Annotated in this window: 17 protein-coding genes and 1 tRNA gene; 4 read left to right on the forward strand and 14 right to left on the reverse strand. The window is 70.6% G+C overall.

Annotated features, from left to right (window positions below):
- Positions 1 to 174: 174 nt before the first annotated feature.
- From IEX22_RS05715 to rpoB, 4 genes are all read right to left on the reverse strand, one after another.
- The gene (locus IEX22_RS05715; RefSeq protein WP_188667311.1) at positions 175 to 1362 is read right to left on the reverse strand and encodes a 4-hydroxybenzoate 3-monooxygenase; all 1188 of its coding nucleotides are present in this window, start codon (positions 1360 to 1362) and stop codon (positions 175 to 177) included.
- Between the two features lie 78 nt (positions 1363 to 1440).
- Positions 1441 to 2244, reverse strand: a complete 804-nt coding sequence (locus IEX22_RS05720) for an IclR family transcriptional regulator (RefSeq protein WP_188667312.1) — start codon at positions 2242 to 2244, stop codon at positions 1441 to 1443.
- A 325-nt stretch (positions 2245 to 2569) separates the two neighbouring features.
- Complete coding sequence (locus IEX22_RS05725) at positions 2570 to 6460, reverse strand: DNA-directed RNA polymerase subunit beta' (protein WP_188667313.1); 3891 nt, start codon at positions 6458 to 6460, stop codon at positions 2570 to 2572.
- A 110-nt stretch (positions 6461 to 6570) separates the two neighbouring features.
- A complete protein-coding gene (gene rpoB, locus IEX22_RS05730; protein WP_188667314.1) occupies positions 6571 to 10062 on the reverse strand; it encodes a DNA-directed RNA polymerase subunit beta in 3492 nt (1163 codons plus the stop codon).
- Positions 10063 to 10407: 345 nt separating this feature from the next.
- Here rpoB and IEX22_RS05735 point away from each other — a divergent pair, with 345 nt between their 5' ends.
- Positions 10408 to 11604 carry an acetyl-CoA C-acetyltransferase gene (locus tag IEX22_RS05735; RefSeq protein ID WP_188667315.1) on the forward strand — a complete coding sequence of 399 codons (1197 nt, stop codon included), beginning with the start codon at positions 10408 to 10410 and terminating at the stop codon, positions 11602 to 11604.
- A 108-nt stretch (positions 11605 to 11712) separates the two neighbouring features.
- Here the strand turns inward: IEX22_RS05735 and rplL are convergent, their stop codons facing one another.
- The 9 genes from rplL to IEX22_RS05780 all read right to left on the reverse strand — a co-directional run bounded on the left by rplL (position 11713) and on the right by IEX22_RS05780 (position 19717).
- On the reverse strand, positions 11713 to 12102 hold the full coding sequence (gene rplL / locus IEX22_RS05740) for a 50S ribosomal protein L7/L12 (protein WP_188667316.1): 390 nt from the start codon (positions 12100 to 12102) through the stop codon (positions 11713 to 11715).
- A 157-nt stretch (positions 12103 to 12259) separates the two neighbouring features.
- On the reverse strand, positions 12260 to 12790 hold the full coding sequence (rplJ, locus tag IEX22_RS05745) for a 50S ribosomal protein L10 (RefSeq protein WP_188667317.1): 531 nt from the start codon (positions 12788 to 12790) through the stop codon (positions 12260 to 12262).
- A gap of 1039 nt (positions 12791 to 13829) precedes the next feature.
- Positions 13830 to 15257 (reverse strand): DHA2 family efflux MFS transporter permease subunit, encoded by a 1428-nt coding sequence (locus IEX22_RS05750; RefSeq protein WP_188667443.1) that lies wholly within the window; start codon positions 15255 to 15257, stop codon positions 13830 to 13832.
- A gap of 359 nt (positions 15258 to 15616) precedes the next feature.
- Positions 15617 to 16708: a GNAT family N-acetyltransferase gene (locus IEX22_RS05755; RefSeq protein WP_188667318.1), complete on the reverse strand. Its 1092-nt coding sequence runs from the start codon at positions 16706 to 16708 to the stop codon at positions 15617 to 15619.
- A 111-nt stretch (positions 16709 to 16819) separates the two neighbouring features.
- Entirely contained in the window at positions 16820 to 17527 is a 708-nt protein-coding gene (rplA, locus tag IEX22_RS05760; protein ID WP_188667320.1) for a 50S ribosomal protein L1, read from the reverse strand.
- Between the two features lie 240 nt (positions 17528 to 17767).
- Entirely contained in the window at positions 17768 to 18196 is a 429-nt protein-coding gene (gene rplK, locus IEX22_RS05765) for a 50S ribosomal protein L11 (RefSeq protein WP_188667322.1), read from the reverse strand.
- A gap of 140 nt (positions 18197 to 18336) precedes the next feature.
- Positions 18337 to 19233 (reverse strand): transcription termination/antitermination protein NusG, encoded by an 897-nt coding sequence (gene nusG, locus IEX22_RS05770; RefSeq protein WP_188667324.1) that lies wholly within the window; start codon positions 19231 to 19233, stop codon positions 18337 to 18339.
- Positions 19234 to 19290: 57 nt separating this feature from the next.
- Positions 19291 to 19560 carry a preprotein translocase subunit SecE gene (secE, locus tag IEX22_RS05775; protein WP_188667326.1) on the reverse strand — a complete coding sequence of 90 codons (270 nt, stop codon included), beginning with the start codon at positions 19558 to 19560 and terminating at the stop codon, positions 19291 to 19293.
- A gap of 84 nt (positions 19561 to 19644) precedes the next feature.
- Positions 19645 to 19717: transfer RNA gene (locus tag IEX22_RS05780), tRNA-Trp, on the reverse strand.
- 474 nt (positions 19718 to 20191) lie between these two features.
- On the opposite strand from IEX22_RS05780, the gene IEX22_RS05785 reads away from it, so the two are divergent.
- The 3 genes from IEX22_RS05785 to IEX22_RS05795 all read left to right on the forward strand — a co-directional run bounded on the left by IEX22_RS05785 (position 20192) and on the right by IEX22_RS05795 (position 22801).
- The gene (locus tag IEX22_RS05785; protein ID WP_188667328.1) at positions 20192 to 21391 is read left to right on the forward strand and encodes a pyridoxal phosphate-dependent aminotransferase; all 1200 of its coding nucleotides are present in this window, start codon (positions 20192 to 20194) and stop codon (positions 21389 to 21391) included.
- Positions 21392 to 21485: 94 nt separating this feature from the next.
- Positions 21486 to 21725, forward strand: a complete 240-nt coding sequence (locus tag IEX22_RS05790) for a PspC domain-containing protein (RefSeq protein ID WP_188667330.1) — start codon at positions 21486 to 21488, stop codon at positions 21723 to 21725.
- A gap of 47 nt (positions 21726 to 21772) precedes the next feature.
- Complete coding sequence (locus IEX22_RS05795) at positions 21773 to 22801, forward strand: 6-phosphofructokinase (RefSeq protein WP_188667332.1); 1029 nt, start codon at positions 21773 to 21775, stop codon at positions 22799 to 22801.
- 21 nt (positions 22802 to 22822) lie between these two features.
- Here IEX22_RS05795 and ygfZ read toward each other — a convergent pair whose 3' ends face one another.
- Positions 22823 to 23932, reverse strand: coding sequence for a CAF17-like 4Fe-4S cluster assembly/insertion protein YgfZ (gene ygfZ / locus IEX22_RS05800; protein ID WP_188667333.1), 1110 nt, complete (start codon positions 23930 to 23932; stop codon positions 22823 to 22825).
- Positions 23933 to 23936: the final 4 nt, after the last annotated feature.

Raw genomic sequence — 23936 nt, forward strand, 5'->3', positions numbered from 1 at the left:
CGCCCACGAAGGTGGCGGGTGGGAGTCAGGGTGCCGGCGCGGGCACGGCGGGGGCAGAGGACGGCGGACCCCCGGCGGCGGTACCGGGGTGTGACATGCGCAACGGTAGCAGTGTTCGCCTGCCGATACCGCGTTCGCTCTGCGAACGCCTCGCTCTGGCGCCCGGAGTCGGTGTCACCGGCCCGGCCAGCCCGTGTAGGCCTCGGCGAGCCAGGTGGAGCCGGCGCGGGACGTCACGACGGAGCTCAGTTCGCCCAGCTGCCGCTTGCGGTCGAACGCGTTGGACTCGGGGTTCTCGTGCAGCATCGACGTCATCCAGTAGGAGAAGTGCTGGGCCTTCCACACCCGGGTCAGCGCGGTGTCGCTGTAGGCGTCGATCCCCGTCGTCGAGCCGGTGTCGAAGTAGTCGGTCAGCGCCCGGTGCAGGACGGCGACGTCGGCCAGCGCGAGGTTGAGACCCTTGGCCCCGGTCGGCGGCACGGTGTGGCCGGCGTCGCCGGCGAGCAGCAGGCGCCCGTGCCGCAACGGCTCGCAGACGAAGCTGCGGAACGGCAGGACGGTCTTCTCGAAGACGGGGCCCTGCTTGAGCGCGAAGCCGTTGCCCTCGACGCGCCGCTGCAGCTCGGCCCAGATCTGCTCCTCCGACCACTGGTGCGGGTCGGTGTCCTTGTCGCACTGGAAGTACATCCGCTGCACGGTGTCGGTGCGCTGGCTGATCAGGGCGAACCCGTGCGGGGAGTTGGCGTAGATCAGCTCCGGGGAGCTGGGCGGTGCCTCGCAGAGGATGCCGAACCAGGCGAACGGGTATTCCCGGAAGTAGGAGCGGCGCATGGTCTCGGGCAGCTCCCGGCGGCAGATGCTGCGGGACCCGTCCGTCCCGGCGAGGTACTCGCACTCGATGCGCCACTGGACGCCGTCGGCGTCGGTGAACTCGATGGCCGGGGCGTCGACCACGTTCTCCACCCGGGTGTCGCGCACGCCGTACCGGACGTCGCCGCCGTCGCGCTCCCGGGCGGCGGCGAGGTCCATGAACACGTCGGTCTGGGGGTAGAGCCACACGGACTCGCCGACGAGGTCGGCGAAGTCGATGCGGTGGCCCTCGCCGTTGAAGCGCAGTTCGATGCCCTCGTGCTCGTAGCCCTCACGGAGCACCCGGTCGCTGACCTCGTTGTCCAGCAGCATCCGCACGCTGCCGTGCTCGAGGATGCCGGCACGGATGGTGGTCTCGATCTCCGGACGGGTGCGGGCCTCGACGACGACGGACTCGACGCCGGACCGGGCCAGCAGGTGGGAGAGCATGAGCCCGGCGGGGCCGGCCCCGACGATGCCGACCTGCGTCCTGATCACGCGCCGTTGCGCCACTGCTCGTCTCCTTCGACCTGTGCCTCGCTCCGGGCGATGCGCTCGGAGGGCCCACGTGGCGTGGGCGTGATCCCAGTCTCAACCGGCACCGCGGCCCGCGTCCCGGTCGTTCTCATTGAATGAGAGGCCGAGGTCGGCGGCGCGGCGGGCGATGCCGCGAGCGGCCGTCTGGAGCACGGGCACGGTGGTGCCGACGCGCTCCTGACCCGCGGGGACGACGACGCCGAGGGCGGCGACCGCGAGTCCGTCCGGGCCGAGCACGGGCACGGCCACGCCGGAGGTGGTGTCGACGACGTGGCTGTCGAGCAGGGCGTAGCCCTCCCGGCGCACGTGGGCGAGCAGCCGCCGCAGCTCGGCCACACTCATCCGGGCCCAGGGTGCCCCCGGGTCGTAGTCGTACCGCAGGTAGTGCTCAGTCCGCGCACGGTCGCCGAAAGCGAGCAGGGCCACCCCCGAGGAGGAGATAGGGGCGGGCAGACGCCCGGCGACCCGGGCGGCGTTGGCGATGGACCCGTGCCAGGAGAGGCGTTCGACGAAGAGCACGTCCCCGCCGTCCTGCAGGATGGTCAGCTGGGTGTGCTGCCGGACCACGGACTGCACGTCCTCGAGGAAGGGCATGGCCACCTGGCGCAGTGTGGTGACGGAGGAGCCGCGGCTGGCCAGCTCCCAGAGCCGGATCCCGAGCCGGACCCGCCCGGCGCCGTCGCGCTCCAGCATCCGCTGGTCGACCAGCTCCCGCACGATCCGGTGGGTGGTGGCCAGGGGGATCCCGGCCCGCGTCGCCAGTGCCCCCACCGTCATCGCGGGCCGCTCACTCGTGAAGGCCCCGAGAATGCGGATGATCCGGTCGATCATCGAATCCCCCGAGGGCGAATTGGCCACCGGCCCATCCTCCCACCGACACCGCGCCCCTCCCCCTCTTTCTTCTTCCCGCTGCTCCCACCCCGGTCCCGAGCACCCACCGGACGCGCCTGCGCGAGCAGCTCACCCTTCTCGCACCCGAGATCGACTCGACGTGCCGAAGGCGCGGGTCCGGGCGGAAGGGGGACGTGTCGACCGAGCGAGCTCTGCGAGCGCAGGAAGATCCAGTCCCCCGTGCCCGGACCCGTGCCGCACGCAACCCAGCCAAGAAGAAGGAAAAGGGCAAACAGAAACGGCCCCGCTCCCAGGAAAGGGAACGGGGCAGTCTCAGTGACGCGTCAGGGGATCAGCGGAAGTCGCTGCCCATGTCGTAGTCGTCCAGCGAGATCGCGTGGAACTCCGGCGACACCGAACCGTCGAGGCCCGCGTAGTCGAAGTCGCCGAAGGCGCTCGGGCCGGTGTACAGGTTGGCCTTCGCCTCCTCGGTCGGCTCCACGGAGACGTCGTTGTACACGGGCAGCCCGGTCCCGGCGGGGATGAGCTTGCCGATGATGACGTTCTCCTTGAGGCCGAGCAGCGGGTCGCTCTTGCCCTCCATGGCCGCCTGGGTGAGCACCCGGGTGGTCTCCTGGAAGGACGCGGCGGACAGCCACGACTCGGTCGCCAGCGAGGCCTTGGTGATGCCCATCAGCTCCGGGCGGCCCTGTGCGGGGGCCAGGCCCTCGGCGACGGCCTTCCGGCTGGCCTGCTCGTACCGGCTGCGCTCGGCGAGCTCGCCGGGCAGCAGGTCCGTGTCACCGGATTCGATGACCGTGACCCGGCGCAGCATCTGCCGGACGATGACCTCCACGTGCTTGTCGTGGATGCCGACGCCCTGGCTGCGGTACACGCCCTGGACCTCGTCGACGAGGAACTTCTGCGCCTCGCGGGGGCCCATGATGCGCAGCACCTGCTTCGGGTCGACCGCACCCGAGACCAGCTGCTGGCCGACCTCGACGTGGTCGCCGTCGGCGACGAGCAGCCGCGCACGCCGCAGCACGGGGTACGCGATCTCCTCGCTGCCGTCGTCCGGGGTGACGACGATCCGCAGGGACCGCTCCGTCTCCTCCAGGGCGACCCGGCCGGCGCTGTCCGAGATCGGGGCGACACCCTTGGGGGTGCGCGCCTCGAACAGCTCCTGGATACGGGGCAGACCCTGGGTGATGTCCTCCGCGGAGGCGACACCACCGGTGTGGAAGGTCCGCATGGTCAGCTGGGTGCCGGGCTCGCCGATCGACTGCGCGGCGATGATGCCGACCGCCTCGCCGATGTCGACGACCTTGCCGGTGGCCAGCGAACGGCCGTAGCACTTGGCGCAGGTCCCGACCGCCGACTCACAGGTGAGCACGGAGCGGACCTTGACCTCGGTGACGCCCGCCTCGAACAGCTGCGCGATGAGCACGTCCCCGACGTCGGAGCCGGCCGGGGCCAGCACCGTGCCGTCCGCGGTGACCACGTCGGTGGCCAGGGTGCGGGCGTAGACGCTGTTCTCGACCTGCTCGTGCATGGTCAGCTCGCCGTTGGCGTCCGCGGTCGCGATCGGCAGCGTGAGGCCACGATCGGTGCCGCAGTCCTGCTCGCGGACGATGACGTCCTGGGACACATCGACCAGACGACGGGTCAGGTACCCCGAGTTCGCGGTACGCAGCGCGGTGTCCGCGAGGCCCTTGCGGGCACCGTGGGTCGCGATGAAGTACTCGAGCACGGACAGGCCCTCACGGTAGGAGGACTTGATCGGGCGCGGGATGATCTCACCCTTCGGGTTGGCCACCAGACCACGGATGCCCGCGATCTGACGCACCTGCATCCAGTTGCCACGGGCACCGGAGGAGACCATCCGGTTGATCGTGTTCGACGCCGTCAGGTTCTTGCGCATGACGTCGGCGATCTCGTTGGTCGCCCGGTTCCACAGGTCGATCAGTTCCTGGCGACGCTCGTCGTCGTCGACCAGACCCTTCTCGTACTGCGCCTGGATCTTGGCGGCCTGCGCCTCGTAGCCCTCCATGATGGCGGGCTTCTCCGGCGGCGCGGCGACGTCGGAGATCGCCACGGTCACCCCGGACCGGGTGGCCCAGTAGAAGCCGGCGTCCTTGAGGTTGTCCAGCGTCTGGGCGACGACGACCTTCGGGTAGCGCTCCGCCAGGTCGTTGACGATGGTCGACAGCCGGCCCTTGTCCGCCACGGCCTCCACCCACGGGTAGTCCGCGGGCAGGGTCTGGTTGAACACGACCTGGCCGAGCGAGGTCTTCACCATCGCCGGCTGACCGGGCTCCCAGCCCTCCGGGGCCTCCCACTCGGCGCCCGGCACGAAGTCGTCCAGCCGGATGGTCACCTGGGAGTTCAGGTGCAGCTGGCCGGCGTCGTGCGCCATGATCGCCTCGGCCGGGGTGGAGAACACGCGGCCCTCACCCGTCGAGCCGACCCGCTTGGTGGTCAGGTGGTGCAGACCGATGATCATGTCCTGCGAGGGCAGGGTCACCGGACGGCCGTCGGACGGCTTGAGGATGTTGTTCGAGGACAGCATCAGGATGCGCGCCTCGGCCTGCGCCTCGGGGCTCAGCGGCAGGTGCACCGCCATCTGGTCCCCGTCGAAGTCCGCGTTGAACGCACCGCACACGAGCGGGTGCAGCTGGATGGCCTTGCCCTCGACCAGCTGCGGCTCGAACGCCTGGATGCCGAGCCGGTGCAGGGTGGGGGCGCGGTTGAGCAGCACCGGGTGCTCGGTGATGATCTCCTCGAGCACGTCCCACACCTGCGGCCGGTAGCGCTCGACCATCCGCTTGGCGCTCTTGATGTTCTGCGCGTGGTTCAGGTCCACGAGCCGCTTCATGACGAACGGCTTGAACAGCTCCAGGGCCATCTGCTTGGGCAGGCCGCACTGGTGCAGCTTCAGCTGCGGGCCGACGACGATGACCGAACGACCCGAGTAGTCGACGCGCTTGCCGAGCAGGTTCTGGCGGAACCGGCCCTGCTTGCCCTTGAGCATGTCCGAGAGCGACTTCAGCGGCCGGTTGCCCGGGCCGGTGACCGGACGGCCACGGCGGCCGTTGTCGAACAGCGAGTCGACGGCCTCCTGCAGCATCCGCTTCTCGTTGTTGACGATGATCTCCGGGGCACCCAGGTCGAGCAGGCGCTTGAGCCGGTTGTTCCGGTTGATCACCCGGCGGTACAGGTCGTTCAGGTCGGACGTGGCGAAGCGGCCACCGTCGAGCTGGACCATCGGGCGCAGCTCCGGCGGGATCACCGGGACCGCGTCGAGGACCATGCCCAGCGGCGAGTTGGTCGTCGTCAGGAACGCGTTGACCACCTTGAGCCGCTTCAGGGCGCGGGTCTTGCGCTGGCCCTTGCCGTTCTTGATGGTGTCGCGCAGGGACTCGGCCTCGCCCTCCATGTCGAAGTCGATGAGGCGCTGCTTGATCGCCTCGGCACCCATGGAGCCCTCGAAGTAGAGGCCGAACTTGTCGACCATCTGCCGGTACAGCGACTCGTCGCCCTCGAGGTCGGAGACCTTGAGGTTCTTGAACCGGTCCCAGACCTGCTCGAGCCGGTCGATGTCGGCGTCGGCGCGCTTGCGCACGCTGGCCATCTGCCGGTCGGCGGAGTCGCGGGCTTTCTTCTTGTCCGCAGCCTTGGCACCCTCGCCCTCGAGGCGCTCGAGTTCGCCCTCGAGGTCGCGGGCGATGGTGGCGATGTCGGAGTCACGGGTGTCCGTGAGCTGCTTCTTCTCCAGGTCGTGCTCGGCCTGCAGGTTCGGCAGGTCGGCGTGCCGGCCCTCCTCGTCGACGCTGGTGATCATGTAGGCGGCGAAGTAGATGACCTTCTCCAGGTCCTTCGGCGCCAGATCCAGCAGGTACCCGAGGCGCGACGGGACGCCCTTGAAGTACCAGATGTGGGTGACCGGAGCGGCCAGCTCGATGTGGCCCATCCGCTCGCGCCGCACCTTGGCCCGGGTCACCTCGACGCCGCAGCGCTCACAGATGATGCCCTTGAAGCGGACGCGCTTGTACTTGCCGCAGTAGCACTCCCAGTCCCGGGAGGGGCCGAAGATCTTCTCGCAGAAGAGGCCGTCCTTCTCGGGCTTGAGGGTGCGGTAGTTGATGGTCTCGGGCTTCTTGACCTCGCCGTAGGACCACGCACGGATTTCTTCCGCGGTGGCGAGGCCGATACGCATGTGCCCGAAGGAGGATTCGCTGGACATCTGGTCCTTGTCTCTCTTGATTGACAAATGTCTGAAGTCTGACCGAATGGGGTACTGACGGCGCCCGCCCGCCGTGCCCGACTCAGGGCCGGGCACGGGGGCGGAGCGGGTCAGACCTCCTCGACGGAGCTGGGCTCGGCCCGGGACAGGTCGATGCCGAGTTCCTCGGCGGCCCGGAAGACTTCCTCGTCCGAGTCACGCATCTCGATGGTGGTGCCGTCGGTGGAGAGGACCTCCACGTTCAGGCACAGCGACTGCATCTCCTTGATCAGGACCTTGAACGACTCGGGCACCCCCGGCTCGGGGATGTTCTCGCCCTTGACGATGGCCTCGTACACCTTCACGCGGCCGTGGATGTCGTCCGACTTGATGGTCAGCAGCTCCTGGAGCGTGTAGGCGGCGCCGTACGCCTCCAGGGCCCACACCTCCATCTCGCCGAAGCGCTGGCCACCGAACTGCGCCTTACCACCCAGCGGCTGCTGCGTGATCATCGAGTACGGGCCGGTGGACCGGGCGTGGATCTTGTCGTCCACCAGGTGGTGGAGCTTGAGGATGTACATGTAGCCCACGGAGATCGGGTCCGGGAACGGCTCGCCGGAGCGACCGTCGAACAGCCGGGCCTTGCCCGAGCGCTCGATCAGCCGATTGCCGTCGCGGGTGACGTTGGTCGAGTCCAGCAGGCCCTGGATCTCGTCCTCGGTCGCACCGTCGAACACCGGGGTGGCGACGTTCGTCGGCCCGGACTCGCGCGGCAGCTGCGGCAGGTTCGCCGCCCACGCGGGCTCGCCCTCGATCTTCCAGCCCTGCTTCGCGGCCCAGCCCAGGTGGATCTCCAGGACCTGGCCGATGTTCATGCGGCCCGGGACGCCCAGCGGGTTCAGGATCACGTCGACGGGGGTGCCGTCCTCCAGGAACGGCATGTCCTCGATCGGCAGGATCTTGGAGATGACGCCCTTGTTGCCGTGGCGGCCGGCCAGCTTGTCGCCGTCGGTGATCTTGCGCTTCTGCGCCACGTAGACGCGGACCAGCTGGTTCACGCCCGGGGGCAGCTCGTCGTCGTCGTCGCGGTCGAAGACGCGCACGCCGATGACGGTGCCGGACTCGCCGTGGGGCACCTTCAGGGACGTGTCGCGCACCTCGCGGGACTTCTCGCCGAAGATCGCGCGCAGCAGCCGCTCCTCCGGGGTCAGCTCGGTCTCGCCCTTCGGGGTGACCTTGCCGACGAGGATGTCGCCGGCCTCGACCTCGGCACCGATGTGGATGATGCCGCGCTCGTCGAGGGCGGAGAGGATCTCCTCGGAGACGTTCGGGATGTCCCGGGTGATCTCCTCGGCGCCGAGCTTGGTGTCGCGGGCGTCGATCTCGTGCTCCTCGATGTGGATCGAGGAGAGCACGTCGTCGGAGACCATCCGCTGGGACAGGATGATCGCGTCCTCGTAGTTCAGGCCCTCCCAGGACATGAACGCCACGAGCAGGTTCTTGCCGAGCGCCAGCTCGCCGCCGTCGGTGGCCGGGCCGTCGGCGATGACGCCGCCGCGCTCGACCCGGTCGCCCTCGGAGACCACGACCCGCTGGTTGTAGGAGTTGCCCTGGTTGGACCGGGAGAACTTCATGATCGGGTAGCGGGTCTGGGTGCCCTCGTCGTCGAGCACGGTGACCAGGTCGGCGGAGACCTCGGAGACCACGCCCGCCTTGGCCGCGACGACCACGTCACCGGCGTCGACGGCGGCATGCTTCTCCATGCCGGTGCCCACGAGCGGGGCCTCGGACCGGAGCAGCGGCACGGCCTGACGCTGCATGTTCGCGCCCATCAGCGCGCGGTTCGCGTCGTCGTGCTCGAGGAACGGGATCAGGGCGGTCGCCACGGACACCATCTGCCGCGGCGAGACGTCCATGTAGTCCACCTCGTCGGCGGGGATCAGCACCGGCTCGCCACCGCCACCGCGCTGGCGGACCAGCACGGTGTCCTCGGCGAAGTGCCCGTCGTCCGTCAGCGGGGCGTTCGCCTGCGCGATGACGACCTCGATCTCGTCGTCGGCGGTCAGGTAGTCCACCTCGTCGGTGACCTGGGCGTCGGTGACCCGGCGGTACGGGGTCTCGATGAAGCCGAAGGAGTTGATCCGGCCGTAGGAGGCCAGCGAGCCGATCAGGCCGATGTTCGGGCCTTCCGGGGTCTCGATCGGGCACATGCGGCCGTAGTGCGACGGGTGCACGTCACGGACCTCCATGCCGGCCCGGTCGCGGGAGAGACCGCCGGGGCCGAGCGCGGAGAGACGCCGCTTGTGGGTCAGGCCCGCGAGCGGGTTGTTCTGATCCATGAACTGGCTCAGCTGGGAGGTTCCGAAGAACTCCTTGATCGCTGCCGAGACGGGGCGGATGTTGATCAGGGTCTGCGGCGTGATGGCCTCGACGTCCTGCGTGGTCATCCGCTCGCGGACGACGCGCTCCATCCGGGACAGGCCGGTGCGGAGCTGGTTCTCGATCAGCTCGCCGACCGCGCGGATGCGACGGTTGCCGAAGTGGTCGATGTCGTCGACCTCGACGCGCACCTCGTGCTCGGCGCCGTCCCGGGTGCCGGGCATGGTGTCGTGGCCGGCGTGCAGCGTGACGAGGAAGCGGATCATCGCGACGATGTCGTCGATGTTCAGCACGGACGCGCTCGGATCGTCCAGCGCGGTCTCCACGCCGAGCTTCCGGTTGATCTTGTACCGGCCGACCTTGGCCAGGTCGTAGCGCTTCGGGTTGAAGTAGAGGTTGTCCAGCAGCGTCTGGGCGGCCTCGACCGTCGGCGGCTCGCCCGGGCGCAGCTTGCGGTAGATGTCCAGCAGCGCCTCTTCGCGGGTCTGCGTGCCGTCCTTCTCCAGGGTGGCGCGGATCGAGTCGAACTCGCCGAACTCCTCGAGGATCCGGCTCTCGGACCAGCCCATCGCCTTGAGCAGCACCGTCACGGACTGCTTGCGCTTGCGGTCCAGGCGCACGCCCACCTGGTCGCGCTTGTCGATCTCGAGCTCGAACCAGGCACCGCGCGACGGGATGATCTTCGCGGTGTAGATGTCCTTGTCACTGGTCTTGTCCGCGGTCTTCTCGAAGTAGGCGCCCGGGGAGCGGACCAGCTGGGAGACGACGACGCGCTCGGTGCCGTTGATGACGAAGGTGCCCTTGTCGGTCATCAGCGGGAAGTCGCCCATGAACACCGTCTGCTGCTTGATCTCGCCGGTGACGTTGTTCATGAACTCGGCCTTGACGTAGAGCGGCGCGGCGTAGGTCGCGTCCCGCTCCTTGCACTCGGCCATGGTGTACTTCGGGTCGGCGAACTCCGGCTCCGAGAAGGACAGGGACATGGTGCCCTGGAAGTCCTCGATCGGGGAGATCTCCTCGAAGATGTCGGAGAGACCGGAGGTGGTCGGCACGCCCTTCTCGCCCGACTCCAGGGCCTGCTCGACGCGGCTGCGCCACTTCTCGTTGCCGACGAGCCAGTCGAAGCTGTCCAGCTGCAGGGACAGGAGGTTCGGAACATCCAGCGGTTCGTGGATCTTGGCGAAGGAGAGGCGGGGTGCTTCGCCGCTAGCGGTTACGTTGTCAGAGGTGCTCGAGGCGACCAAGAGGGATCCTTCCACAGACCAACAGGCGTGAACTGCGCCCCCGACGGCGACCTGCGGCCTGCAGTCGTGCCGCCCACCCGTGCTGGTCCGATCCGGACCGGGTCGCTGCCCGCGGTCGCCGCCGTGGTTGTTCACGGGCCAGGCGTCCTGCGCAGCACACGACCGAGCCCACCGCTATATGAAGGCTGAAGGTGAAAAGGGGATACGCAAAGATTCAGTCTACCCATCGAGGTGCTTGGTGTCCAGCCCGGGCTGTGGTATCGCGCGGGGACGGGTCGGTGCGGGAGGCGCGCGTCACACTAGGGTGGAGTCACCCACCCGTCGTCACGAAGGACCACCACCATCATGAGTGAGCAGCACGACAACGACGTCGTCATCCTGGCCGGGGCGAGGACCCCGCAGGGCAAGATCCTCGGCCAGCTGGCCGGGTTCACCGCCGTTCAGCTGGGCACGCTGGCCGCCTCCGCCGCGATCGAGCGGTCCGGGATCGACGCCGCCGACGTCGACCACGTCATCCTCGGCCAGGTGGTCCAGGCCGGCGCGGGGCAGAACCCGGCCCGGCAGACCGCGGTCGCCGCCGGCGTCGGCTGGGACGTGCCGGCCGTCACCGTCAACAAGGTGTGTCTCTCCGGTCTGGTCGCCATCACCGACGCCGCCCGGCTCATCCGTTCCGGCGAGGCCGACGTCGTCCTCGCCGGGGGCCAGGAGTCGATGACCAACGGCCCGCATCTGCTCCCCGGAGCGCGGAAGGGCTGGACGTACGGCTCGTTCGAGGCGATCGACGCCGTCGCGAACGACGGGCTCGTCGACTCGTTCGACCACATCTCGATGGGCGCGTCCACCGAGGCGCACAACGGCCGCCTCGGCATCGACCGGGCCGCCCAGGACGAGGTGGCGGCGGCCTCGCACCGGCGCGCGGCCGCTGCCGCCGAGGGCGGCGTCTTCGACCGGGAGATCGTGCAGGTGAAGGTACCCCAGCGCAAGGGAGCCCCGATCGTCGTCGCCGCCGACGAGGGCATCCGGCCGACCACGACCGTCGAGACCCTCGCCGGCCTGCGGCCCGCGTTCGCCACGGACGGCACCATCACCGCGGGCAACTCCTCCCCGCTCTCGGACGGGGCGGCCGTCGTCGTGGTCGCCCGCCGGTCGTGGGCGCAGGAGCGGAACCTGCCGTGGCTGGCCGTGATCGGAGCCCCGGGTCAGGTCGCCGGACCGGACAACTCGCTGCACTCCCAGCCCTCCCGGGCCATCGACCACGCGCTGGGCCGGGCCGGCTGGTCCCGCGAGAGCCTCGACTTCATCGAGATCAACGAGGCCTTCGGCGCGGTGGCCGTCCAGTCCCTCGCAGACCTGGACTACCCGCTGGAGCGGACGAACATCCACGGCGGCGCGATCGCGCTGGGCCACCCGATCGGGGCCTCCGGCGCGCGGCTGGCACTGCACGCGGCGCTCGAACTGGCCCGCCGGGGGTCCGGCCGGGCCGCCGTGTCCCTGTGCGGCGGCGGCGGTCAGGGCGAGGCGCTGCTGCTCTCGCGCGACTGACCCGCGCCCGCGGCGACCGACGAGAAGAGCCCCGCTCCGATGACCGGAGCGGGGCTCTGCTGTCCGCCCCCGAGGGGGCGAGTACCAATGATCAGATGATCGGCGAGGTCACTTGAGGGTGACGGTGGCGCCGGCGCCCTCGAGCTGCGCCTTGGCCTTCTCGGCGGTCTCCTTGTTGGCGCCCTCGAGGACGGCCTTCGGGGCACCGTCGACCAGGTCCTTGGCTTCCTTCAGACCCAGGGAGGTCAGCGCGCGGACCTCCTTGATGACCTGGATCTTCTTGTCGCCGGCGGCCTCGAGGACGACGTCGAACTCGGTCTTCTCCTCCTCGGCCTCGGCGTCCGCGCCGCCACCGGCGGCAGCCGGGCCGGCCACGGCCACGGGGGCGGCGGCGGTGACGTCGAAGGTCTCCTCGAACGCCTTGACGAACTCGGAGAGCTCGATGAGGGTCAGTTCCTTGAACGCGTCGATCAGTTCGTCGGTGGTCAGCTTCGCCATGATGGCGCTCCTTCGTTTTCGTTGCCGGTCTCGTCCCGCCCTCACGGGGCGGGATGGTGCCGGCGGGATCTTCGGTCGTGGCCCGGGGCCCGGGCCGGCAGGAGCGGGTCCTGCCTGTGCTGCCGTCGTGGCGTCACCGCCGTCGGGCAGCGGCCGCTCACGCGGCCTGGCTGGCCTCGTCCTGCTTCGCTCGCAGGGCCTCCGCGGTGCGGACGGCCTTGGAGAGCGGAGCCTGGAACAGGGCGGCGGCCTTGGACAGCGACGCCTGAGCGGCGCCGGCGACCTTGGCCAGCAGGACCTCGCGGGACTCGAGATCCGCGAGCTTGGTGATCTCAGCGCCGCTGAGTGCCTTCCCCTCGAGGAAGCCACCCTTCACGATCAGCTGAGGGTTGGTCTTGGCGAAGTCACGCAGGCTCTTCGCAGCCTCCACCGGGTCTCCGGTGACGAACGCGATCGCGGAGGGCCCGGAGAGCTGGCCGTCGAACGCGTCGATGCCCGCCTCCTTCGCCGCGATCTCGGTCAGCGTGTTCTTCACCACGGCGTATTCCGCGTTCTCACCGAGGGAACGGCGCAGCTGCTTGAGCTGGGCCACGGTGAGACCACGGTATTCCGTCAGGACGGCGGCGGTGGAGTTGCGGAAGTGCTCCGTCAACTCCTGGACCGCGGCGACCTTGTTCGGCTGCGCCATGGTTCTCCTTCCGGTCATCGTGGGCCGGCCAGGCCACGGCAGCGGAGGATGCGTTCAGAACGCAACAACGCCCCGCGCAGATGCACGGGGCGCACGGGGAGCGGACGGGAATCCCGTCGGCGTCGAGCTTTCGTTCACCTACGCAGGTCGCCCGCGGTGCGGGGCCTTCGGTTCGTTCCGGCGTCGAGCACGATGCCCGGGCCGGGACGAACGACCGGCGGTCTTTGGTACCCGTCCATGGTACGCGAGCGCAGCGGCCCGGCCAAATGCCCGGCCGCCGCGGCGAGCGCGGCGCCCGGGCGTCGACCTTGCACCCGAGCCCGAACACCGGAGCGCGGTTCGGGCTGGAGTGCGCACAACCGGGCGCGGCCACACCAGAGCCCGAACAACGAGGCCGAAATCGGGCTCGAGTGCGAACAACCGGGCGAGGCCACACCAGAGCCCGAACAACGAGGCGAAACCCCGTGCTCCAACGCCCCAGCCCGAACACCAAGGCCGAAATCGGGCTCGAGTGCGAGCACCGGACGCGGCCACACCAGAGCCCGAACACGACGCCGGCGTCCGGGCTGGAGTGCCAACACCGGGCGCGGCTGCACTAGAGCCCGGACAACGGGGCGAAACCCCGGGCTCCAGCGTCCCAGCCCGAACCCCAAGGCCGAAATCGGGCTCGAGTGCGAGCACCGGGCGCGGCTGCACTAGAGCCCGAACAACGAGGCGACACCCCGCGCTCCAGCAGCCCAGCCCCGCTCCAGCAGCCCAGCCCCAACACCAAGGCCGAAATCGGGCTCGAGTGCCAACACCGGGCGCGGCTGCACCAGAGCCCGAACAACGAGGCGACACCCCGCGCTCCAACGCCCCAGCCCGAACACCACGGCCGAAATCGGGCTCGAGTGCGAACAGCCGGGCGTGGCCACACCAGAGCCCGGACACGACGCCGGCGCGCGGGCTGGAGTGCGAGTCTGCAGTGCGAAGTCAGGCGCACACGGTCGGGCGTCCAGGTCGACAGCAAGGGTCAGCTGCGGTGCGGAGCCGAACGGCGTCAGGCGGCGTGCCGCCCGCGTCGACGACCGAGCCCGCGCGGCGTCGCCAGGAACGCGGCGACCAGGGCCGCCACCAGCAGGGCGACCGCGGGCAGCACGAGGGACTGGCCCATCGCGCCGGCGTAGCCGGCCTGCAGCGCGGTCGGCAGAGCCCCCGCGGCGGATGCGCCGGCCTCGCCCGCGGGGGCGCCGCCGGGAAGTTGCGGCAGCTCCGCGGTGAGCCGGCTCTGGATCAGCACCGCGATCGCGGCCGAGCCGAGGACCGCGCCCACCTGCCGGGTGGTGTTGTAGACACCCGAGCCGGCACCGGCGACATCCGGGGTGAGGTTGCGGGTCGCACTGATCGACAGCGGGGCCCACATGCACGAGCTGCCGAGCCCCATGATGATCGGCACGAGCGCCAGGAACACCAGGGGCGTGTCCGGAGTCATGATCGCGGCCAGGATCAGCAGGCCGACGCCGAACGCCGCCATGCCGGGCACGGCCAGGCGCCGGGGATCCACGCGGGCGATGATGCGCCCGACGACCGGCGCCATGGCCCCGGAGACGACCGCCATCGGCGCCAGCATGAGGGCAGCCTGCGTCGGGGTCAGGCCGCGGACCGTCTGCAGGAACAGCATGATCGGGAAGTTCATCGCGGTGATCGCCAGTCCCACGAGAGTGATCGCCGTGTTCGCGAGGCTGAAGTTGCGGTCCCGGAAGAGCCGCAGCGGGATCAGGGGCTCACCGCGGTTGTAGCGCTGCCACAGCACGAACGCCACGAGCACGACGACGCCGGTGATGATCAGGCCCCACACGGAGATCGGACCGGTGATGGTGCCCCAGTCGTAGGTCTCACCCTCCTGGAGGCCGAACACCAGCGCGAACATGCCGACCGCGCTGAGCAGCACGCCGAGCCAGTCGAAGCGGTGGCTGTGGGTCGGCAGCGACGGGACCAGCATCCAGGCCAGCACGAAGCCGACCACGCCGACGGGCACGTTGACGAAGAAGATCCACTCCCAGCCCAGCGAGTCCACCAGCAGCCCGCCGAGGATCGGCCCGACGAGCGTGGCGATGCCCGCGGTGGCCCCCCACAGCCCCATGGCGGCGCCCCGGTGGACGACGGGGAACATCCGGGTGATGACGGACATGGTCTGCGGGGTCATCAGCGCGGCCCCGAGTCCCTGCAGCACGCGGGCGGCGATGAGCATGGACACGTCGCCCGAGAATCCGCACCAGGCGGAGGCGAGCGTGAAGACGGCCAGGCCCACGAGGTAGATGTTCTTGGGTCCGAACCGGTCCCCGAGCCGGCCGGTGATCAGCAGCGGGACGGCGTAGGCCAGCAGATAGGCACTGGTCACCCAGATCACCGCGTTGATGTCGGCACCGAGTCCGCGCATGATCGCGGGCATCGCCGTGGTGACGATCGTGGAGTCCACGAGGATCATGAAGAAGCCGATGACGAGGGCCCAGAGGGCCGGCCAGGCGTGCGGGTCGAGCGGACTGTCGGCCGCGGGGGTGCCCGGGCGCGGGGGCGTCGCCTCGGCGACGGGGGGCTGGGCCGGCGCGGCCGTGCGGTCGCTGCGGGTGGTGGTCACGAGTGTCCTTCCGCCCGGGGTGACCCGGGGACGGGGCGGTGGCGCACGTCCGGGGGACGGCGCGATTCGGCGAGCTGGTGGAACGGGTACGGAGCGGGGGTGCGCGGCGGGCGGACGCCGACGCGCGGCACCGCCGCAGCGTCAACGTCGGGACAGGGACGGTTATGCCCGGGCCCCCGGACCCGGTGCGCCACGGGTGGCCGGCGGGGTCAGGTCAGGCGCTTCTGCCACGCGCCGACCACGCCGACCTGCCGGAAGCCGAGCTCGGCGTTGATGTCGAGCACCGGCGTGTTCTCCTCGGCGTTCCACGTGTAGACCCGGCGCACGTCCGGCCACACCGTCGCGAGTCGCCGGAGGTTGTCCGTCTTGAGCAGGATACCCAGCCGGCGCCCGCGGTGCTCGGCGAGCACGAGGGTGTCCTCCTGGTAGGCGACGGCGGGTCGGGCGTCGAAACGTTCGAGCACCGTGTGCCCCACCAGCCTGCCGGTGCGGAGGTCGCGGACGGCCGACACCAGCCGGTGTCCGCCGCGGGCAGCGAGCTCGGCCTCCTCCTGCGCCATCCGGTCCGCGTCCCACACCTCGGCGTCCTGGGCCAGGTCCGCGGACGGGATGTCGGTGCTCATGGCCGTCTTCAATCGAGCGTAGTCCGCCGCGGCGGCGGTCGGCGCCGCGTCCACCCAGCCGACGAGTTCGTAGCCGGCCGTGCGCGAGGGCGCCGGCGACACCGCGTCGAGCGTGGCGGCCGGCACCGGGAGGTCGAGCCGGCCGAGCCGTTCGACCTGCTCGAGCACGAACCCGTGGCGCCGGGCGAAGGCCGCCACCGGGACGCCGCCGGGAAGGCCGCCCTCCCCGGACCGGGCCGGCACGGTGTCCCGCCCGGGCGCGGTGCCCGGGGTCTCGGACCACCCGGCCAGCACGGTGCGACCGGCGGCGCGCAGCTCCCGCTCGGCCGCGTCGAGCAGGGCCGACCCGATGCCGGCACGACGGCGGCCCGGATCGACCACGACGTCGATCCACGCGACGTCGTGGTTCTCGCGCTGCGGCAGGGTCGCCGTCACCAGCCCGACGACGCGGGCCCGCGCGTCGAGCGCGAGCCACGCCCGCCAGTGCTCGGTCGGGGTGTTCGCGGCCAGGGCGAACTGCTCCGGCAGGCTCTCGGCGTGGTCGTCGTCGCCCCACAGGTCCCGGCGGACACGGACCGCCAGGTCGGCGGCCGCCACGAAGGGCTGGGCGTCGGGGTCGGTCAGCCGCGCGGGCCGGGCCAGGCCGCGGATCTCGACGGAGCCGTCGCGGACGGTCATCGTCCCATTCTCACCCGTGTCGTCGTGGGTGCGGGCGGACGCGAACGGGGCCGGACGAGAGGATCTCGTCCGGCCCCGTTCGACGGCCGTGCGGCCGCGGGTTCCTGTGCCTCAGGCGGCGGGCAGCACGCGGGTCACGTTCGGGTCCACCGGGATGCCGGGGCCGAAGGTGGTGCTCACCGTGGCGCGCTGGATGTAGCGGCCCTTCGAGGCGGACGGCTTGAGCCGGAGCACCTCGTCAAGGGCGGCCGCGTAGTTCTCGATCAGCTTGTCGGCGTCGAAGGACACCTTGCCGATGATGAAGTGCAGGTTCGCGTGCTTGTCGACCCGGAAGTCGATCTTGCCGCCCTTGATGTCGGTCACGGCCTTGGCCACGTCCGGGGTCACCGTGCCGGTCTTCGGGTTCGGCATCAGGTTGCGGGGGCCAAGGATCTTGCCCAGGCGACCGACCTTGCCCATCAGGTCCGGGGTGGCGACGGCGGCGTCGAAGTCCGTCCAGCCGCCCTGGATCCGCTCCATCAGGTCGTCCGAGCCGACGAAGTCGGCGCCGGCGGCCTCGGCCGCGGCGGCCCGGTCACCGGTGGCGAAGACGACCACGCGGGCGGTCTTGCCGGTGCCGTGCGGCAGGTTCACGGTGCCGCGGACCATCTGGTCCGCCTTGCGGGGGTCGACGCCCAGCCGGAACGCGACCTCGACAGTGGCGTCGGACTTCGACGGGTTGGACTCCTTGGCCAGGGTGACGGCCTCGACCGGGGTGTAGAGCTTGCCGTCCTCGATCTTGTCGGCGGCCGCCCGGTATGCCTTGCTGCGCTGTGCCATCTGCGTTTTCTCCTTGTGCAGGTGTGGTGTGACGGGCCGCGCGCGGCCCCTTCCCACGGGATGTGTCTGGTGCCGAGCGGCTGCTCGGCGGGTGGTCACTCGACGGTGCTGGACTGTCGAGTGACTGCGGTGCTTGCTATGGCGTTGTCTCCTTCGTCGACTCCGCCATACGCGAGTCCACAGCCACTCCCACTCCTCGCAAGCTCGGAGCGGGTCCCGCGTGACTGCGGCTCCACCTCGTCACTCGACGGTGATGCCCATCGAGCGGGCGGTGCCCGCGATGATCTTGGCCGCGGCCTCGACGTCGTTCGCGTTCAGGTCCTCGAGCTTCGTCTGGGCGATCTCGCGCACCTGGTCCTGGGTCAGCTTGGCGACCTTGGTGGTGTGCGGGGTCGCGGAGCCCTTCTGGACACCCGCGGCCTTCTTGATCAGCTCAGCGGCCGGCGGGGTCTTCGTGATGAAGGTGAACGAGCGGTCCTCGTACACCGTGATCTCCACGGGGACGACGTTGCCGCGCTGGGACTCCGTCGCGGCGTTGTACGCCTTGCAGAATTCCATGATGTTGACGCCGTGCTGACCGAGCGCGGGACCGATCGGGGGGGCCGGGTTGGCGGCGCCCGCCTGGATCTGCAGCTTGATCAGGCCGGCGACCTTCTTCTTGGGAGCCAATTGAAGATCCTTCTTCCATGATGGTGCCCGCCGGCACAGGAGCGTCCCGGCGGAGGTTGGCCGCCGTGGCGCGGCGGCCGCCGCCGTCGATCCCCGCAAAGCATCGGGTCACGACGACGAAGTCTGTGTCGGTGCGGTCCTCAGATCTTGGTGACCTGATGGAACCCCAGGGTGACCGGGGTCTCGCGCTCGAAGATCGAGACCAGGACGACGAGCTGCTGGGACTCCGGCTTGATCTCGGAGATCGTGGCGGGCAGCGTCTCGAACGGGCCCTCCTTGACGATCACCGACTCGCCGACCGTGAAGTCGACGACGGTGGCGCCCGGGGCGGGGCGGGCGGGCTTGCCGTCCTCGGCGGCGCGCTCGGCCTCGAACGACGGGGCGAGCATGGAGACGACCTCGTCGAGGCGCAGCGGGACCGGGTTGTGGGCGTTGCCCACGAAACCGGTGACACCCGGCGTGTGCCGGACGGCACCCCACGACTCGTCGGTCAGTTCCATCCGGACGAGCACGTAGCCGGGGATCCGGACGCGGCGCACGATCTTGCGCTGCGCGTTCTTGATCTCCACGACCTCCTCCATGGGGACCTGGATCTCGAAGATGAAATCCTCCATGTTGAGGGTCTGGATCCGGGTCTCGAGGTTGACCTTCACCCGGTTCTCGTAGCCGGCGTAGGAGTGGATGACGTACCAGTCACCCTCCTGGCGGCGCAGCTTGGCGGTGAACTCCGCCAGCGCGTCCTCGGCGGACTGGCCGGCCTCGTCCTCGGGGGCGTCCGCGTCCGCGGCGGGCTCGGCGGTGTCCGCACCGGCGGCGACGGCCGCGTCGGTCTCCTGGATGGTCGCCTCGTCGGTGGCGACGGCGTCATCCTCCTCGGCGACCACGGTGTCGGAGGCGTCGGCGTCCTGACCCTCGTCCTCGATCACGGGCTCGGCGGGCGCGGACACCGGTGCCGAGGTCGGCGCGGCGTCGCTGAACGGCGAGTCGGCGCTGGGGGCGACGTCGTCGTCGAAGTTATCGAGCCTGTGCTCGGACACGGTGTACTCCTGTTTCTCGACCGGGTTGTCTGGCGGGGTGCTCGCGCACCCGGGGCGTCACTGCTCGGGGGTGCCGACGAAGACCCACTTCGCGGCCGAGAAGAACGCGAAGTCCAGTCCCGTCACGATGAGCATCATGATCACCACGAACACGAGCACGACGGCGGTGTAGTTCAGCCACTGGCCGCGAGTCGGCGTCACCACCTTGCGCAGCTCGGCGATGACCTGCCGGACGAACAGCGCGATGCGAGCGAACACGTTGCGCTTCCGCTGCGTCGTCTCGGGCGAGGGGCGCCCCTGAGAGCTGCTGGCAGCTGTTTCGGTCACCGATTCCTCACTTGCCGTTCGTCGAGTTCGCGTGCGGTCATCGACCGACGCGCCGCGATGGCCGGCTGTTCGCCAGCCAGTGCGCAGGGCAGACAGGACTCGAACCTGCAACCTGCGGTTTTGGAGACCGCTGCGCTACCAATTGCGCCACTACCCTTCGGCATTCCCCGCGCCGACGCCGGACCACCCTGCGAGAGGGCGCGATCGACCTTCGGCGGAACACCAGTAGACCAGTCTACGCATCCGCAGCCCCCGAGTCGAACCGAGCCCCGTGGAACCCGCCGCCCGAGGACGGCCCGACCGGCTCGACGCGCGAGGACGGCCCGGCGCCGGGCGGAAGGGGACGTGTCGACCAGAGCGAGCTCTGCGAGCGCCGGGAGATCCAGTCCCCGTGCCCGGGGCCGTGCCGTCCGGCTCGCCTCGCGACGACGCCCCGGCGCCGGGCGGAAGGGGACGTGTCGACCAGAGCGAGCTCTGCGAGCGCCGGGAGATCCAGTCCCCGTGCCCGGGGCCGTGCCATCCGCACACGACCAGACCGCACACGACCCGAACGAACACGAACATCGACACCCGCGTCACGAATCCGCGCCCGCCTAGACTGGAACCGCCCCCGCCCGCAACGAAGGACGTCATGAGCGCAGCCCGCATCTCCCAGCGTGTCGGATCGATCGCCGAGTCGGCCACCCTCGCGGTGGACGCCCGGGCGAAGGCCCTCAAGGCGCAGGGCCGACCCGTGATCGGCTTCGGCGCCGGGGAGCCGGACTTCCCGACGCCGGACTACATCGTGGAGGCCGCGGTCGAGGCGGCGCGGGACCCGAAGAACCACCGCTACTCCCCCGCCGGCGGACTGCCGGAACTGAAGGCCGCCATCGCGCAGAAGACGCAACGCGACTCGGGGTACACCGTCGACCCGGGCCAGGTGCTGGTGACCAACGGCGGGAAGCAGGCCGTCTACGAGGCGTTCGCGACGCTGCTGGACCCGGGCGACGAGGTGCTCATGCCCACCCCGTACTGGACCACCTACCCGGAGGCCATCCGGCTGGCCGGCGGTGTGCCCGTCGAGGTGTTCGCCGGCCCGGACCAGGGCTACCTCGTCACCGAGGACCAGCTCGAGGCAGCCCTGACCGAGCGCACGAAGGTGCTGCTCTTCGTCTCCCCGTCCAACCCCACCGGGGCCGTCTACTCCCCCGAGCAGACCGCGCGGATCGGCGCCTGGGCCGCGTCGAACGGTCTGTGGGTCGTCACCGACGAGATCTACGAGCACCTGACCTATGACGGCGTGCCGTTCACCTCGATCGCCACCGCCGCGCCGGAGCTGGGTGACCGCGTCGTCATCCTCAACGGTGTCGCCAAGACGTATGCGATGACGGGCTGGCGGGTCGGGTGGATGATCGCCGCGCCGGACGTGGTCAAGGCGGCCACCAACCTCCAGTCCCACGCGACGTCGAACGTCGCCAACGTCTCCCAGCGCGCGGCGCTCGCCGCCGTCGCCGGCCCGCTGGACGCCGTCCACCGGATGCGCGAGTCGTTCGACCGGCGGCGCAAGCTCATCGTCGAGGGTCTGAACGCGATCGACGGGATCGAGTGCCCGATGCCGACCGGCGCGTTCTACGCGTACGCCGACGTGCGGCCCCTGCTGCAGCGCCCGGTTCGCGGTCGCACGATGGCCACCAGCGCCGAACTCGCCGCTTTCATCCTCGATGAGGCGGAGGTGGCGGTGGTGCCCGGCGAGGCGTTCGGCCCGTCCGGCTTCCTGCGGCTGTCCTACGCCCTCGGCGAGGACGACCTGATCGAGGGCATCGGCCGGATCCAGCGCCTGCTCGGTTCCTGAACCACCGGCGCGACGGACCGCCCGCCCGGCACGGTGTCCCAGCGGGGCCGGCGTGCGCTGGCGGGGGCGGGGGGAAACTGGCAGGCTGACCACCATGGACTCGTTCTTCACCGCCATCCGGTCCCTCGGGGTCCGCCGAGGCCCACACCGGATGCTCGCGGGGGTCTGCGGCGGCCTCGCCGACCGGTTCGGCGTCAGCCCGTGGCTGGTCCGGCTGCTCTTCGTGCTCAGCCTCGTGCTGCCCGGCTCCGGCGTCGTCGTCTACGGCATCGCCTGGATCCTGCTGCCGGACGAGAACGGCGTCATCCCGCTGCAGCGCTCCCTGACGCGCTGACCCGCCCGCCCGTCGACCGCCCACCGTCCCTCGAGGAGACCCACGTCATGAAGATCGGCATGCTCACCAGCGGCGGGGACTGCCCCGGCCTGAACGCGGTGATCCGCGGCATGGTGCTCAAGGGCATCGAGGTCGGCGACCACGAGTTCGTCGGCTTCCGGGACGGCTGGCGCGGCGTCGTGCAGGAGGACATCATCCCGATCCCCCGCTCGGTGGTCCGCGGCATCTCCAAGCAGGGCGGCACGATCATCGGCACGTCCCGGACCAACCCCTACGAGGGGGACGGCGGCGGGCCGGAGAAGATCGCGGCCATGCTCGAGCGCAACGGCATCGACGCCGTCGTCGCGATCGGCGGGGAGGGCACCCTGGCCGCCGCGAACCGGCTGGCCAACGAGGGCATCAAGGTCGTGGGGGTGCCCAAGACCATCGACAACGACCTGAACGCGACGGACTACACGTTCGGGTTCGACACCGCGGTGCAGATCGCCACCGACGCGATGGACCGGCTGCGCACCACCGGTGAGTCCCACTCCCGGTGCATGGTCGCCGAGGTGATGGGCCGGCACGCGGGCTGGATCGCCCTGCACTCGGGCGTCGCCTCCGGCGCGCACGCCATCCTCATCCCGGAGCAGAGCCTGGAGATGGACCGGGTGACCGGGTGGGTGCAGGAGGCGTTCGACCGCGGCCGCGCGCCGCTCGTCGTCGTCGCCGAGGGCTTCATCCCCGCCGGGTACGACGAGGCGTACTCCGACAAGGGCCTGGACGCGTTCGGACGGCCGCGGCTCGGGGGCATCGGCGAGTGGGTGACCGGTGAGATCGAGCGGATCACCGGTATCGAGAGCCGCAACACCATCCTCGGCCACATGCAGCGGGGCGGCACCCCCACCAGCTACGACCGCGTGCTCGCCACCCGGTTCGGCATGGCGGTGATCGACCTCGTCCTCGAGGAGCGCTGGGGGCACATGGTGGCCCTCGACGGCATCGACATCGTCCAGGTTCCGTTCGCCGAGGCCATCGGCAGCCTCAAGGTGGTGCCGCAGTCGCGGTACGACGAGGCAGCCCTGCTCTTCGGCTGAGTTCTCCGCCGGCCCGGGACGTCAGCCGCGCCGCGTGTTCAGCAGCCCCACCGGGCGACCGACCACCTGGCCGGCGTCGGGCGCGACGATGACCTCCTGCGCCGCCGCGTAACGGCTCTCGCCGTCGACGACGACGAGATCCGCGGCCGGGTCCACCGACCGCTTGACTACGGCCAGCGCGATCGGCCCCATCTCGCCGTGCTGCGCGACCGACGTGACCCGGCCGACCGTGCGATCGCCGCTGTGGACCTCGGCGCCGGCGGCCGGCAACGTGTGCTCCGAGCCGTCCAGGTGGAGGAACACGAGGCGACGCGGCGGGTGCCCGAGGTTGTGCACCCGGGCGACGGTCTCCTGCCCCTTGTAGCAACCCTTGGCCAGGTGGACCCCGGTGCGGATCAGATCGAGCTCGTGAGGGATGGTCTTCTCGTCCACGTCGCGGGCGTACCGGGGGCGCCAGGCCGCGATCCGCAGCGCCTCCGCGGCGCTGTTGCCCGCGAGTCCGACGCCCGCGTCGGCGAGCGCGTCCACCGTCGCCTCGAGCCCGGCGCGGGGGACGAGGAAGAGCGTCCAGCGCCATGACGCCGCGGGGTGGTCCGCGCTCACGGTGTAGGCGTAGCCGCCGGGACCGATCCTCGGCCAGGGGTCGGTGAAGCGCACGACGGCGTCGCGCAGGGGCGCGGGGGCGTCCTCGGGGTCGAGCGTGGTGCCGAGCGCCGCCCAGTCGGCGGTGACGTCGGCGACCTCCACCCGCAGCATGAACCGCATCGAGTCGAGCCACCGGGCCAGGTCCGCGTGCTGGCCGGCGTCGGTGAGCAGCCAGGTGCGTTCCCCGTCGTCGGTGACGAGCAGGTCGAACTCGATCCGGCCCTGGATGCTCAGCAGCAGGGTCTCGGTCGTCACGCCGGCCGGCAGGCCGGTCAATTGCTGGGACGACAGCGTGTGCAGCCAGCTGAGCCGATCCGGCCCGGTGACGGTCACGACGCCGCGGTTGCTCAGGTCCACCACGGCACGGCCGCGCGCCAGGGCGCGCTGCTCCTGGGCGGGGTCGCCGTAGTGGGCGGCCACGGGCGCGTCGACTCCCGCGTCGGGGACCGCGCCGTGGCGGGACAGCAAGGGGCTGGTGATGCTCATGATC

Origin of the sequence: Tersicoccus solisilvae (assembly GCF_014643255.1) — a bacterium.
Lineage (GTDB): Bacteria > Actinomycetota > Actinomycetes > Actinomycetales > Micrococcaceae > Tersicoccus > Tersicoccus solisilvae.

What these genes read in the sequence shown, in the direction of transcription:
- rplL (WP_188667316.1), bottom strand. Translation starts at nt 12,102, where the DNA reads ATGGCGAAGCTGACCACCGACGAACTGATCGACGCGTTCAAGGAACTG.
- rplJ (WP_188667317.1), bottom strand. Translation starts at nt 12,790, where the DNA reads ATGGCGCAGCCGAACAAGGTCGCCGCGGTCCAGGAGTTGACGGAGCAC.
- rplA (WP_188667320.1), bottom strand. Translation starts at nt 17,527, where the DNA reads ATGGCACAGCGCAGCAAGGCATACCGGGCGGCCGCCGACAAGATCGAG.
- IEX22_RS05725 (WP_188667313.1), bottom strand. Translation starts at nt 6,460, where the DNA reads ATGTCCAGCGAATCCTCCTTCGGGCACATGCGTATCGGCCTCGCCACC.
- IEX22_RS05755 (WP_188667318.1), bottom strand. Translation starts at nt 16,708, where the DNA reads ATGACCGTCCGCGACGGCTCCGTCGAGATCCGCGGCCTGGCCCGGCCC.
- ygfZ (WP_188667333.1), bottom strand. Translation starts at nt 23,932, where the DNA reads ATGAGCATCACCAGCCCCTTGCTGTCCCGCCACGGCGCGGTCCCCGAC.
- IEX22_RS05790 (WP_188667330.1), top strand. Translation starts at nt 21,486, where the DNA reads ATGGACTCGTTCTTCACCGCCATCCGGTCCCTCGGGGTCCGCCGAGGC.
- IEX22_RS05785 (WP_188667328.1), top strand. Translation starts at nt 20,192, where the DNA reads ATGAGCGCAGCCCGCATCTCCCAGCGTGTCGGATCGATCGCCGAGTCG.
- IEX22_RS05735 (WP_188667315.1), top strand. Translation starts at nt 10,408, where the DNA reads ATGAGTGAGCAGCACGACAACGACGTCGTCATCCTGGCCGGGGCGAGG.
- IEX22_RS05795 (WP_188667332.1), top strand. Translation starts at nt 21,773, where the DNA reads ATGAAGATCGGCATGCTCACCAGCGGCGGGGACTGCCCCGGCCTGAAC.
- IEX22_RS05750 (WP_188667443.1), bottom strand. Translation starts at nt 15,257, where the DNA reads ATGATCCTCGTGGACTCCACGATCGTCACCACGGCGATGCCCGCGATC.